Origin of the sequence: Delftia sp. ZNC0008, from assembly GCF_000799035.1 — a bacterium.
GTDB classification, from domain to species: domain Bacteria; phylum Pseudomonadota; class Gammaproteobacteria; order Burkholderiales; family Burkholderiaceae_C; genus Comamonas; species Comamonas tsuruhatensis.
On the sequence record NZ_JTKZ01000707.1, the window covers coordinates 1 to 11716 of the forward strand.

General features: G+C 67.4%; 13 protein-coding genes. 6 read left to right on the forward strand and 7 right to left on the reverse strand.

From position 1 onward, the window contains the following. Together L995_RS22985 and L995_RS22990 are read left to right on the forward strand one after the other, a co-directional pair. A partial coding sequence (locus L995_RS22985; RefSeq protein WP_047473837.1) for a bifunctional enoyl-CoA hydratase/phosphate acetyltransferase occupies positions 1–740 on the forward strand: 740 nt, incomplete at its 5' end. Then, complete coding sequence (locus L995_RS22990; protein ID WP_016449527.1) at positions 737–1984, forward strand: acetate/propionate family kinase; 1248 nt, start codon at positions 737–739, stop codon at positions 1982–1984. The genes L995_RS22985 and L995_RS22990, both read left to right, overlap by 4 nt. Before the next feature lie 13 nt (positions 1985–1997). Here L995_RS22990 and L995_RS22995 read toward each other — a convergent pair whose 3' ends face one another. Together L995_RS22995 and trpE are read right to left on the reverse strand one after the other, a co-directional pair. Continuing rightward, on the reverse strand, positions 1998–2348 hold the full coding sequence (locus L995_RS22995) for a chorismate mutase (protein WP_016449526.1): 351 nt from the start codon (positions 2346–2348) through the stop codon (positions 1998–2000). Continuing rightward, the gene (gene trpE, locus L995_RS23000) at positions 2345–3844 is read right to left on the reverse strand and encodes an anthranilate synthase component I (RefSeq protein ID WP_047473838.1); all 1500 of its coding nucleotides are present in this window, start codon (positions 3842–3844) and stop codon (positions 2345–2347) included. The genes L995_RS22995 and trpE overlap by 4 nt, the downstream gene beginning before the upstream one ends. Positions 3845–4201: 357 nt before the next feature. Here trpE and L995_RS23005 point away from each other — a divergent pair, with 357 nt between their 5' ends. Genes L995_RS23005 through L995_RS23015 form a run of 3 tightly spaced genes read left to right on the forward strand, consistent with a single transcriptional unit; the run spans position 4202 to position 6023 of the window. Then, positions 4202–4597 carry a hypothetical protein gene (locus L995_RS23005; protein ID WP_013804688.1) on the forward strand — a complete coding sequence of 132 codons (396 nt, stop codon included), beginning with the start codon at positions 4202–4204 and terminating at the stop codon, positions 4595–4597. Continuing rightward, positions 4594–5043 (forward strand): hypothetical protein, encoded by a 450-nt coding sequence (locus L995_RS23010; RefSeq protein ID WP_016449524.1) that lies wholly within the window; start codon positions 4594–4596, stop codon positions 5041–5043. The genes L995_RS23005 and L995_RS23010 overlap by 4 nt, the downstream gene beginning before the upstream one ends. Beyond that, entirely contained in the window at positions 5043–6023 is a 981-nt protein-coding gene (locus tag L995_RS23015) for a CBASS cGAMP-activated phospholipase (protein ID WP_047473839.1), read from the forward strand. The genes L995_RS23010 and L995_RS23015 overlap by 1 nt, the downstream gene beginning before the upstream one ends. A 48-nt stretch (positions 6024–6071) precedes the next feature. Here the strand turns inward: L995_RS23015 and L995_RS23020 are convergent, their stop codons facing one another. After that, entirely contained in the window at positions 6072–6386 is a 315-nt protein-coding gene (locus L995_RS23020; RefSeq protein WP_016449522.1) for a hypothetical protein, read from the reverse strand. 983 nt (positions 6387–7369) lie between these two features. On the opposite strand from L995_RS23020, the gene L995_RS23025 reads away from it, so the two are divergent. Beyond that, positions 7370–7966: a chalcone isomerase family protein gene (locus L995_RS23025; protein ID WP_047473840.1), complete on the forward strand. Its 597-nt coding sequence runs from the start codon at positions 7370–7372 to the stop codon at positions 7964–7966. Here the strand turns inward: L995_RS23025 and L995_RS23030 are convergent. The 4 genes from L995_RS23030 to L995_RS23045 form a co-directional block, all read right to left on the reverse strand. Beyond that, on the reverse strand, positions 7941–9356 hold the full coding sequence (locus L995_RS23030) for a sensor histidine kinase (RefSeq protein ID WP_047473841.1): 1416 nt from the start codon (positions 9354–9356) through the stop codon (positions 7941–7943). The genes L995_RS23025 and L995_RS23030 overlap by 26 nt on opposite strands. Then, complete coding sequence (locus L995_RS23035; RefSeq protein ID WP_013804692.1) at positions 9325–10011, reverse strand: response regulator transcription factor; 687 nt, start codon at positions 10009–10011, stop codon at positions 9325–9327. The genes L995_RS23030 and L995_RS23035 overlap by 32 nt, the downstream gene beginning before the upstream one ends. Next, positions 9989–10489 carry a hypothetical protein gene (locus tag L995_RS23040; protein WP_013804693.1) on the reverse strand — a complete coding sequence of 167 codons (501 nt, stop codon included), beginning with the start codon at positions 10487–10489 and terminating at the stop codon, positions 9989–9991. The genes L995_RS23035 and L995_RS23040 overlap by 23 nt, the downstream gene beginning before the upstream one ends. Before the next feature lie 170 nt (positions 10490–10659). Continuing rightward, on the reverse strand, positions 10660–11352 hold the full coding sequence (locus L995_RS23045; RefSeq protein WP_047473842.1) for a hypothetical protein: 693 nt from the start codon (positions 11350–11352) through the stop codon (positions 10660–10662). Positions 11353–11716: the final 364 nt, after the last annotated feature.

Here is an 11716-nt window from a genome sequence, read left to right on the forward strand (position 1 = left end):
ATGGGCTGGACCTGGGCGGCCTGCGCATCGAGGACGTGCCGCACAGCCATGCCGCCGCCACGCGCGGCGCCGAGCTGGCCGCCTGCGGCGAGGTCGAGGCCATCATGAAAGGCAGCCTGCACACCGACGAGCTCATGGCCGAGGTGGTGGCCGCCGCCGCCGGCCTGCGCACCAAGCGCCGCGTGAGCCACTGCTTCGTGCTGCAGACGCCGCACTACCCGCGCCCCTTCATCGTCACCGATGCGGCCATCAACCTCGCGCCCGACCTGCAGCAAAAGGCCGACATCGTGCGCAATGCCATCGCCCTGGCCCATGCCATCGGCGTGCCCGAGCCCAAGGTCGCCATCCTGGCCGCCGTGGAGACCGTGAGCCCGCACATGCCGGCCACGCTGGACGCCGCCGCGCTGTGCAAGATGGCCGACCGGGGCCAGATCGCGGGCGGCGTGCTCGACGGGCCGCTGGCCTTCGACAACGCCGTGTCCATGGCCGCCGCGCGCACCAAGGGCATAGCTTCGCCCGTGGCGGGCCAGGCCGATATCCTGGTCGTGCCCGACCTGGAAAGCGGCAACATGCTGGCCAAGCAGCTCATGTACATGGGCGAGGCGGCCAGCGCCGGCATCGTCATGGGCGCCAAGGTGCCCGTGATCCTGACCAGCCGCGCCGACAGCCGCGCCTCGCGCATCGCCTCCTGCGCCATCGCTCTGCTGCTGGCCCACCGCTACCGGAACTCGCCGCCATGATCCCTGCCCACACCGCATCCTCCCCCGCCCGCGAACTGGTCGTGGTGCTCAACTGCGGCTCGTCCAGCATCAAGTTCGCCGTCTTCGACGGTGCCCAGCGCCCGCTGCCGCGCAAGCCGCTGTGGAACGGCAAGGTCCAGGGCATAGGCGGGCCCGCGCCCGACTTCGGCGAGAGCGGCGTGCCGCCCTTTGCCATCACCCTGGACACAGCCCACCCCTACCGCGCCGCGCTGCAGCTGATCCGCGAGCGCATCACCGCGCGCCTGGCGCAGCTGGACGGCGCCCGCGTGGCCGCCATCGCCCACCGCGTGGTGCACGGCGGCAGCCGCTACTTCGAGCCCGTGCGCGTCGATGCCGGCGTGCTGGCCGACCTCAAGGCCTTCATCCCGCTGGCGCCGCTGCACCAGCCCTTTGCGCTGGAGGCCATGGACATCCTGCTGCGAGAGCGGCCCGAACTGGTGCAGGTGGCCTGCTTCGACACCGCCTTCCACCACACGCTGCCCAAGGTCGAGCAACTGCTGCCCCTGCCGCATGCGGCCTGGGAACGCGGGCTGCGCCGCTACGGCTTCCACGGCCTGTCCTACGAATACATGGCCACCGCCCTGCCCGAGCGCCATGGCGACCTGGCGCGCGGGCGCACCCTGGTGGCCCACCTGGGCAGCGGCGCCAGCCTGTGCGCCATGCAGGGCCTGCAAAGCGTGGCCACGACCATGGGCTTCTCTGCGCTGGACGGCCTGATGATGGGCACGCGCACCGGCGCGCTGGACCCCGGCGCCGTGATCTACCTGATGGAAATCGAAAAGCTCAGCCTGCAGGAAGTGGGCCGCATCCTGTACCACGAGTCCGGCCTGCTGGGCGTCTCGGGCACCTCGTCCGAGCCGCGCGTGCTGCTGCCGCTGGAATCAGGCGCCGATGCCCGGGCCGAGCGTGCCCGCGACGCGCTGGCGCTTTACGTGCGGCGCATCGTGCGCGAGATCGGCGCCCTGGTCGCCGTGCTGGGCGGCCTGGACCTGCTGGTGTTCACCGCAGGCGTGGGCGAGCACAGCGCCGAGATACGGCGGCGCGTGTGCGAGGGCCTGGGCTTTCTGGGCCTGCGGCTGGACGCCGAGGCCAATGCGCGCGATGCGGCCGTGATCTCGGCCACCGGCAGCGCCGTCACCGTGGGCGTGGAGCCCACCAACGAGGAATGGGTGGCGGCGCGCCATGCGCTGCGCTGGCTGCCGGGCAACGCGATCCCCGCATGAGTGTAAACAGGCCCTAGGAACGATCGTCCTGCGCACCGCCTTCGCGCAGCCGCGCGAACTCGCGGTGCTCGTAGGCAATGCATTCCTCCATGAGGTGGCGGTACACCGCCTCCATCATGTCGGGCTGGCCGCCCTCGGCGGCCGTGCGCTCGCGCACGCGGCGCACGATGGCCTCGATGCGGCCCTCGTCGCGCACCTGGGCCGCATCGGCCTTGATGCGCGCGGCCTGCTGCATGTAGCCCATGCGCGTGACCAGCAGCGGCACCAGCACATCGTCCAGCGCATCCACATTGCGGCGCACATCCAGCATGTCGGTGCAGTGCTGCACCAGGTCGATGGCCTGCTTGGCGCGGTCCGTGCTCATTCCAGTCCTTCCTCCACCAGCTCGGCCGCGCGCATCAGTGCGCGCGCCTTGTGCTCGGTCTCTTTCCATTCCATCTCGGGCACGGAATCGGCCACCACGCCGGCGGCGGCCTGCACGTAGAGCGTGCCGTCCTTGATCACGCCCGTGCGGATGGCAATGGCCAGGTCCATGTCGCCCGCAAAGCTCAGGTAGCCGCAGGCGCCGCCGTAGATGCCGCGCTTGGTCGGCTCCAGCTGGTCGATGATCTCCATGGCATGCACCTTGGGCGCGCCCGTCAGCGTGCCGGCCGGGAAGGTGGCCTTGAACACATCCATGTTGTCCATGCCGTCGCGCAGAATGCCCTCCACGTTGCTGACGATGTGCATCACGTGGCTGTAGCGTTCCACGGCAAAGGCCTCGGTCACCTTCACGCTGCCCGTCTTGGCGATGCGGCCGATGTCGTTGCGCGCCAGGTCGATCAGCATCACGTGCTCGGCGCGTTCCTTGGGGTCGGCCACCAGTTCCTTTTCGGTGGCCTTGTCGGCCTCGGGCGTGGCGCCGCGCGGGCGCGTGCCGGCCAGCGGGCGGATGGTGACCTTCTGGCCCTCGTCCGTGTTCTCCTGGCGCACCAGGATCTCGGGGCTGGCGCCCACCACATGGAAATCGCCCAGGTGGTAGTAGTACATGTAGGGGCTGGGATTGAGCGATCGCAGCGCGCGGTACAGGCTCAAGGGGCTGGCCGTGAAGCGCTTGTGGATGCGCTGGCCCACCTGCACCTGCATGAAGTCGCCCGCGGCGATCAGTTCCTTGGCCTTCTCCACGGCCGCCAGGTAGTCTTCCTTGGCAAAGCTGCGCTGGGCCGGATGGCTCTCGCCGGCCTTGATCTGCGGCGCGCTGACCGAGTAGCGCAGCAAATCCTTCAACTGCCGCAGCCGCTTCTTGGCGCGCGTATAGGCCTCGCTCTCGCCGGGGTTGGCATAGACGATCAGGTACAGCTTGCCCGACAGGTTGTCGATCACCGCCACTTCCTCGCACTGCAGCAGCAGGATGTCGGGGCAGTTGAGCGTATCGGGCGGGCAGGAATCTTCCAGCTTCTTCTCGATATAGCGCACGGCGTCGTAGCCGAAGTAGCCGGCCAGCCCGCCGCAAAAACGCGGCAGCCCCGGGCGCAGCGCCACCTTGAAGCGCTTTTGGTAGGCAGCGATGAATTCCAGCGGATTGCCCTTGGCCGTCTCAACCACCTGGCCATCGGTCACCACCTCGGTGCATGCCGCATCGCCGAAGCCGCTGGCGCGCAGCAGCGTGCGTGCAGGCAGGCCGATGAAGCTGTAGCGCCCGAAGCGCTCGCCGCCCACCACGGACTCCAGCAAAAAGCTGTGCTTGCCGTCACCGCCCGCATGGGCCAGCTTGAGGTAGAGGGACAGGGGGGTTTCGAGATCCGCAAACGCCTCGACCATCAGAGGGATGCGGTTGTAGCCCTGCGCAGCAAGGCTCTTGAATTCGAGTTCGGTGATCACGGGGAAAGACTCCGGATTGCGTGGCGCTGGCAGACCTGATGTGGGTGCGGGCTGCGCATGGATTGCGCCGATTCATTCGATTGGCCCGTAGGGCCTCGGGTGCACGCCGGGTCGCGCCCCGGGTGCTTCAGCTGTTCAGTTGGACAGGCTTGCGCCAGGGCCAGGCTCCCCGGTCTCCACAACCTGCAATGAACATGCGATGAATGAACATAGCGGGCAAGTGTAGCGCAGACGCGGCGGGGTACAAGTGCGGGCCGGCGCATTGCGGGGGCGCCGCAGGGGCCTGCCATGGCCACAATTGACACCCTGGTCAGCCTGACCAACAATGACAGCACAACCTGACCAGAAAGGTCGACCATGCCGTCCCATTTCTCCGCCCGCACCGACGCTGCCTTGCCCGAGGGCGAGCGCGACCCGCTGAACCGCGCCCTGCGGGACCTGAGCCACCAGGTCGGCTCGGCCATGCCGCGCAACACCACACCCATGCCGATCTCGGTCTTCAAGGCGCAGTACGGCGCGGTGCTCAAACAGGCCGATCACGACGGGGTGGCCCTCATCTCCCAGGGCCGCAAGCGCTACGTGATCGTCAGCGAGGAGCACATGGTGGCCCTGTCCGCCAACGAACGCGCCCCCCGCACGGTGGCCGACATCTGCCGGTCCCTGCCGCTGCCGCGCCAGGCCGTGGATCTGTCCGCTGCGCAGATGTCCGGGGCGCGCGGCGATATCGACGTACCCGCCCGGCGCGCGCCATGAGCCGCTACCTGCTGGGTCCCCGCTGCCTGCTGTGGATGGCGAACCAGGAACCCGCAACCCTGCAGTGGTTCTCCACCATCCGGCCGCTGGACTGCATCGTCAGCGACCTGTCCATGGCCATCGCCAAGGCAGCCGTGGCCGAGGCATTCCACGACCTGCGCGACCGCAACGAATGGTTCTCCCTGCTCGATGCGCTGTATGCCAACCTGCGGGCCGAAGGCGCTTCCATGCTGACCAGCGTGGACAACAAGGTGCTGGAGCGCTTCATCGAATGGCGCAACTTCGCGCCGCTGGACAGCCAGGGCCCGCAGGGCACGGCGCCGCTGGCGCAGGACCTGCGGCTGCTCATCGCCACGGCCGACCTGCTCAAGGTCTGCTACACCGAGCCCGCCAACCTCTACCTGACGCAGGCCGCCGCCCGGGGCGTTGCCGTGCACGCGCTGTGATGGACTTCGACGTACCGCCCCTGTCCAGCGCGGTGCGCCAGGGCCTGCGCCGGCGCCGGGTCGTCCTGAGCCTTTCGGGCGGCGGCTATCGCGGCCTCTTCAGCGCCCATGTGCTGGAACGCATCCACCGCGAATTCGGCAACGGCGACCTGCTGGAGAAAGTGGACCTGTTCGCCGGCACCTCCATCGGCGCCATCATCGCCACCGCCCTGGCCAGCGGCTGCCAGCCCGCGCGCATCAAGCAACTGCTACTGGACCACGGCCCCGCCATCTTTCCCTCCAAATGGCTGCCCGGCCTGCGCCAGGCCATGGGCAAGGCGCTCTATGACAGCGCCCCGCTGCGCGCAGCGATCAAGGAGGCCATGCCGCAAGCGGAGCAGTCCGCCCTGGGGCAACTGCAGGTGCCGCTGCTGCTGCCCGCCGTGAACTGGAATTCATCGCAGCTGCACGTGCTGGCCAGCGGCGCCCTGCCCGACAGGGACCGGCTGGGCCTGACGCTGATGGACGCCATGCTGGCCTCATCGGCCGCCCCCACCTACTTTCCCGCGCACGCCGCAGCAGGCCATGTCTTCGTGGACGGCGGACTCGCCGCCAACGCGCCCGACCTGCTGGCCCTGCAGGCCGCACGCCAGTTGTGGGGGCCGGCCGCCGACATCGTGATGATCAGCGTAGGCACCGCCAACCCCCAGCAGGGCCAGGACCCCGTGGCCATGCCCCGACGCGGGCTGACCCTGGTCAAGCCCCTGCTGGACCTGGTCATGGCCGCCCAGGAGGTCCAGGCCGTCAAGGCGGCCCGCCAGGAACTGGGCACCAGCAGCTACCTGCGCCTGAACTTCACGCAGCCCGCAGCCCAGCAAAAGCGCCTGGGCCTGGACATCGCCAACGCCGACAGCACCCGGCTGCTGCAAGCCCTGGGCGACGAATGCATAGCCGCCCTCACGGAGCAGGAAAAGACGCTGCTGAAGAACGTCCTGGGCTGAAACGCCGGGCCAAGCGAAGCGAAGGCCCGACAGGGCTTGCAAAGAGAATCAGCGCTCAAACGCCGCAGAAGCCGCAGCCATCCGCCGCAGATACGCCGGATCCTCCTGCAGGCAATGCACGTAGCTCACCTCGTCCTCAACCAGTTCCTCCATCCGCTGCGCAGCCCCGCAAATGGCCTGCAGCGCATTGGCCACCACCTCCAGATTGCGATGGCCCTCGGGCCGCTCCAGCCAGGCCAGCGCCAGCTGGCCCAGCGAGTACACCTCGCTGCTGCCTTGCAGCGTCAGCCGGCCGATCTCGGTCACGGCATGGCTCAACTGTTGCGGCGTGGGCTGGGTCAGGGTTGGGGAAGCGGTACTCATGGCGCAACCCCTCCCACGGCAGACGCGCCAGCGTGGGGCGCTTGATGGGTGGAGGGGAAGGCAGAAAAAGAAGTGCCGTACATGACGTACATGATTTACTCCTCAGCGAGACGGGAACCACCCGTCTGTGTTCTTACGCACAAACAGGTGGACGGGATGTTAAGAACACGTGCTGAGCCGTGCGGACGCCCTTGCGGGTAGCCCCATCCCGCCCGTAACCGCAGGGACGTGGGCATGCACCCACGATCCGACAATTCAGACGTGACAAGGCCTCCTTAACGGCGAGGCCGCACCGCTCAACAGTCAAGTGTTCTTACGCACCAGCCCCTGAACAGGGGGCCGCCGCAATGATAGAGGCTTTCAAGACGGCAAGCGCCCCGAAGCCCCAGGCCGAGCGCAGCGAAGGCCCGGGCAAACTCCCCGTATGTCAGCGCCTGCGCCGTGGTGGTTGCGGGGTTGCAGTCCTGCCGAAGGACAGGACTGCTTCGTCATCTGACTCGCCGTGATTGTTTGAACGTAGCGCGCAGCGCGAAGTGAGTTTCACGGCGAACCCCGCAACCGCCACGGCGCAGGTTGCCCCGCAGCGCAGCGAAGGGGACGCGGACATTCGGGCGCTTTTCTTTGCTCACTTTCTTGTAGCGAGACAAGAAAGTGAGTCGGCCGCCGGGCCGAAACCCGGCCTCGAAAAGAAACGCCCCGACAGGGGCTTGCAAACAGAATCAGCGGTGCAACGCACAGACAGGTGGACGGGATGTTAAGAACACGCATTGCGACGTGCGGACGCCCTTGCGGGTAGCCCCATCCCGTCCATAACCGCAGGAACGTGGGCATACACCCACGACAAGAACAGCGGACCGAGCAGGATGATAGCCACCCTCCATCGGCCCGCGAAAACCCTGTTGCCACCCCCACCCGATCCCCACAACATGTCGCCCGGACGTAACAAACCGCAACCGGGCCACAGCCCCCGCGCAGGAGACACCATGACCGCCTTGCCCCGCTGGATGAAGACAGCCGCCCTGGCCATGGCGCTGGCGATGCCGCTGGCCGCCACAGCCCAGGAGCCTGCGCGCACCGTCGCGGGCGTGGCCTATCCCGCCCAGGCGGGGGTGGGCGGCCAGACGCTGCAGCTCAATGGCGCGGGCATTCGCTACAAGGCCATCTTCAAGGTCTACACGGCGGGCCTGTACCTGGAAAAGCCGGCCGCCAGCCTGCAGGAGATCGCGGCCCTGCCCGGCCCCAAGCGCGTGAGCGTGACCATGCTGCGCGAGATCGATTCGGCCGAGCTGGGCAAGCTGTTCGCACGCGGCATCGAGGACAACATGGAGCGCGCCCGCTTCTCGCGCCTGGTGCCCGGCGTGCTGCGCATGAGCGACATCTTCACGCAGCACAAGAAGCTGCTGCCGGGCGAGAACTTCTCGGTGGACTGGGTGCCGGGCCAGGGCGCCCAGGTCTTCGTCAAGGGCCAGGCCCAGGGCGCGCCCTTCCAGGAGCCCGAGTTCTTCCAGGCGCTGCTGGGCATCTGGCTGGGCCCGCACCCGGCCGACGAGCAACTCAAGAAGGCATTGCTGGGCGGTTGAACGGCTGCGCGGGCTCCTGCACCGGCCCGGCAAAGCGCGCCTGGATCTCCAGCCCCGTGGCACCGGGCAGGGCCGTGAGCGTCCAGCCATGGGCGCGCGCAATCTCCAGGCAGATGGGCAGGCCCAGGCCCGCACCCAGGTCGCGCCGCTCGCTGCTGCGCCAAAAGCGCTCGAAGATGCGCGGCAGGTCCTCGGGCGGCACGCCACGGCCCTGGTCCAGCACCGAAAAGCCCAGGCCGCAGGCCTTCACGGTGACGGTGGCGCCCTGCGGGCTGTGCTGCACGGCGTTCTCGATCAGGTTCTTGAGCAGCACGAAGAGCGCGCCCCGGTCGGCACGCCAGGCAAGGGCATCGTCCTTGACCTCGCAGTGGATGTGCACGCCGCATTTTTCGGAGGCGCGGGCCATGAAGTCGCAGACCTCGCCAATGATGTCGGCCGGCGCAATGTCTTCCATGCGGTAGCGCTGGTGTTCGCAGACCTCGGCCAGGTGCAGCAGCTGCTGGACCTGGCGCGCCATGTGGTCCACGTCCTTGAGCAGCTCGGGGCTGCGCCGGTCCTCGGGCTCCAGCTCGATCTGCACGCGCATCAGGGCCAGAGGCGTCTTGAGCTCATGCGCGGCCATGGACAGGAATTCCTGCTGGTTCCTGAAGCCGGCCTGCAGCCGGTCCAGCACATGGTTGAAGGCCTCGACCAGGGGAGCGAACTCGCGCGGCAGATCCTTGGGCTGCAGGCGCGTGCCCAGCGTCTGCGGGGTGATGCGCTGCGCATCCTGCGCGGCCACGCCCAGCGGCCTGAGCATGCGCTGCAGCGTGCGGTGCGTGGAGAACAGGAACACGACCAGGAAGACCACGCCGATGGCCACCATGCCGCGCCACAGCGCGGGCAGGCCCACCGATTCGCGCAGCCAGTCCACCATGCGGTCGCTGACGGCTATCTGCACGTGCCACGTCGTGCCGTCGTGGACCAGCGTGGCCGTGCCCGCGCGCATGACCACGCCGCCGCGCTCGTAGGCAAAGGCCTTGAGCTCGGGGTCGAAGCCCTGGCCGGTCTGCGTCAGCGGCTGCATTTCGCCGTTGGGGGCGAAAACCACGCGGCCGCGGGCGTCGGTGATGCGCAGCTGCATTTCCTCGCCCAGGCTGGTCAGCATCCAGGCCTTGAGTTCACGCTCGCTGAACCCCTGGGGCACGCCCTTGGCATCGAAACTCACCCACTCGGCCAGCTTCTCGGCCGCATGCCCCATGCCGCGCTGCAGCGCATAGCTGTCGAAAGGCTTGGCGACGAGGATCACCAGCGCGCCCACCAGCAGCGCGCTGAACACCATGCTCAACCCATAGACGGCCAGCAGCCGCGAGCGCAGGCTACCGGGCCAGCAAAGGTTCGCGAAGCGCATAGCCCTGACCCCGGATGTTGACGATTTCCATGCACGAGCCGGCCGCGGCCAGCTTGCGGCGCAGCCGGTGCAGGGCCACATCGAGGGCGTTGGGCGTGACCACGCTGCTCATGCCCCAGGCCGCCGCCTCCAGCGTGGAGCGGCGCACCGTGGCGCCGGCCTTGCGCACCAGGCTGAGCATGATCTGCAGCTCCGCCGGCGGCAGCGCGATGGCCGAGCCCGCGCAGTGCATGCAGGCCTGCTGCGGGCTGATGCTGATGTCGCCCAGCTGCGGCGCCAGCTCCTGCACCAGGGCCGGGCGGCGCAGCAGGGCGCGCACGCGGGCGATCAGTTCTTCCATGGGAAAGGGCTTGGTCAGGTAGTCGTCGGCACCGGCCTCCAGGCCGCCCACGCGGTCGCTGAGCGCGTCGCGGGCCGTGAGCATCAGGCAGGGCGTGGAGCGGCCTGCGGCGCGCAGGCGCTGCACCAGTTGCAGGCCGTCGCCATCGGGCAGGCCGCGGTCGATGACGATGACGCCGTAGTCGATGTCCTGCAGGGCCAGCCAGGCCGTGGAGATCTGGTGGAAGACATCGGTCTCTATGCCGGAGTTGGCCAGCGAGCGGCTGACCAGCGTGGCCAGCCTGGCATGGTCCTCAATTAATGCGATGCGATTCATGGTTTCCGTCGTTGCCGCACAGGGACAGCAAATGCTCCCTGATCCCGGTGATGCGCTGGGGCGCCATGGGCTCGACCAGCACATGGATGACCCACAGGTCCTCGACCATGGCGCGGCATTGCAGGGCAATGTCCTCGGACACCAGATCGTCGGCGCAGGCCGCGTCCACGAAATCAAACCATATGTTCTGGAATCTTGCGCGGGTCAGCAACTGTGCGGCCGTCTTCTGGCCGCGCTGGCGGGACAGGGCATGCTCGCAGACGCAGCGGATATAGGCGCGCAGGTGGCGTGCGGGGCCTGGAGGCTCCTCGGCCAGCGCCTGCAGCAGGTCCTCGCGGAACTTGAGGATGACCAGCTCGAAGATCGTCTCCAGCCGCACGGCACGGTGCTGGCTGCATTCTTGGAAGCGCGAACCCAGGGAATACGCCTGGCCCGCCGCCTGGATACCTATCACGTCCTGGTAGATGGAGGCTTGCATTGCGATGGCACGTTCTGTCGTTTCAGGCTCCGTCGGTCCGCCGCGAGAGCGGCAAACCTGCGGGGAAAACGGCCATGCTCCCCGATTGCGTCTTACTGGCGACTTACCGGCCCCTGAATCTGCCCCATTACACCGGGAATATGCAGGCGGCCGGTTTGATCAATATTGGCTCAAATATCTTCCTGCCAGCCAGCAACATACCTGACCAGCGCCCACTGTGCCAGCCACAGTGCCATATAGCCAAAGGTCTCCACCAGCTCCTCCAGCACGATCACCTGATAATCAAACCATTGCTGCAGGACAATGAAACCATGACCTTCCGCATTGGTGGATATCACCATGGCCGCGACAAATATCGCCAGGCTGAATATCGGCAGCGCCTTCTCGCGCACCAGGCGCTTGATGACCTTGTTCCAGACACCGTGGCGCACAAACCAATAGCAGCACAGCAGCAGCATGGCGCCCACCACCCATTTGACGGCGGGCCGGTACCACAGCACCTGGGAGCTGATCACCGGCCCCCACTTGCCAGCCTCCAGGCTGGGCAGGAAAGCTGCGCCCCAGGCCAGTTCACGCCCCAGAAAGGCCAGCCAGAACAGGGAGGCGATCCACCAAAGGGGCGCTGCAAGGGAGCCCTTTTGCTGCCGCGCCGCAACCAGGGCCGCCACCATGCCCAGCAGCAGGGTCACGGCCTGGATATTCTCCAGGAATCCATTTTCCCAGCTCAGGCTTTGCGGCAATACAAAGCTCAGGGGAAAGCTCAATACCAGCCCTGCCAACAAAGCCCAATTCCAAAGCCGCAGCAAGGAATCATCATGGTATTTGGACGCGGATATTCTTGTTTTTGAAAGGGAAGCAGTCATTTTGATACAGGGCGTCTGGCGCTTTATCTGTTGATATGGTTTTTGCAAGCACGCAATATCCCGGAAATACTTACCAGGAAGCCGGAAAAATGGCGGGCGCACGGGCCTTCCCGCCGTTTTTCATTACAGCAGACTTGCCACCAGATTGCAGCACTGTGTCAAATTTGCCCTGCCGGGCGCGGCCCGTTGCCAGAACGGGCTGGGCTCAGGCGACGCGGACCGCGCGCGGGGGCAGCGCCGCCAGGGGCGCGGGCTGCACCAGATCGCGGTAGTAGTTGGGCAACGCGAACAGTGCGGGGTGCACTTCGGCGTTGTAGTAGCGCAGGTCGGGCAGGCGGCGCTCGGCCAGGCGCTGGCGCAGCTG

Excerpts from the sequence above, each read along its gene's own strand:
- L995_RS23005 (WP_013804688.1), top strand. The coding sequence starts at position 4,202 with ATGCCGTCCCATTTCTCCGCCCGCACCGACGCTGCCTTGCCCGAGGGC.
- L995_RS23025 (WP_047473840.1), top strand. The coding sequence starts at position 7,370 with ATGACCGCCTTGCCCCGCTGGATGAAGACAGCCGCCCTGGCCATGGCG.
- L995_RS23030 (WP_047473841.1), bottom strand. The coding sequence starts at position 9,356 with ATGCGCTTCGCGAACCTTTGCTGGCCCGGTAGCCTGCGCTCGCGGCTG.
- L995_RS23045 (WP_047473842.1), bottom strand. The coding sequence starts at position 11,352 with ATGACTGCTTCCCTTTCAAAAACAAGAATATCCGCGTCCAAATACCAT.
- L995_RS22995 (WP_016449526.1), bottom strand. The coding sequence starts at position 2,348 with ATGAGCACGGACCGCGCCAAGCAGGCCATCGACCTGGTGCAGCACTGC.
- L995_RS23020 (WP_016449522.1), bottom strand. The coding sequence starts at position 6,386 with ATGAGTACCGCTTCCCCAACCCTGACCCAGCCCACGCCGCAACAGTTG.
- L995_RS23040 (WP_013804693.1), bottom strand. The coding sequence starts at position 10,489 with ATGCAAGCCTCCATCTACCAGGACGTGATAGGTATCCAGGCGGCGGGC.
- L995_RS23015 (WP_047473839.1), top strand. The coding sequence starts at position 5,043 with ATGGACTTCGACGTACCGCCCCTGTCCAGCGCGGTGCGCCAGGGCCTG.
- L995_RS22990 (WP_016449527.1), top strand. The coding sequence starts at position 737 with ATGATCCCTGCCCACACCGCATCCTCCCCCGCCCGCGAACTGGTCGTG.
- L995_RS23035 (WP_013804692.1), bottom strand. The coding sequence starts at position 10,011 with ATGAATCGCATCGCATTAATTGAGGACCATGCCAGGCTGGCCACGCTG.
- L995_RS23010 (WP_016449524.1), top strand. The coding sequence starts at position 4,594 with ATGAGCCGCTACCTGCTGGGTCCCCGCTGCCTGCTGTGGATGGCGAAC.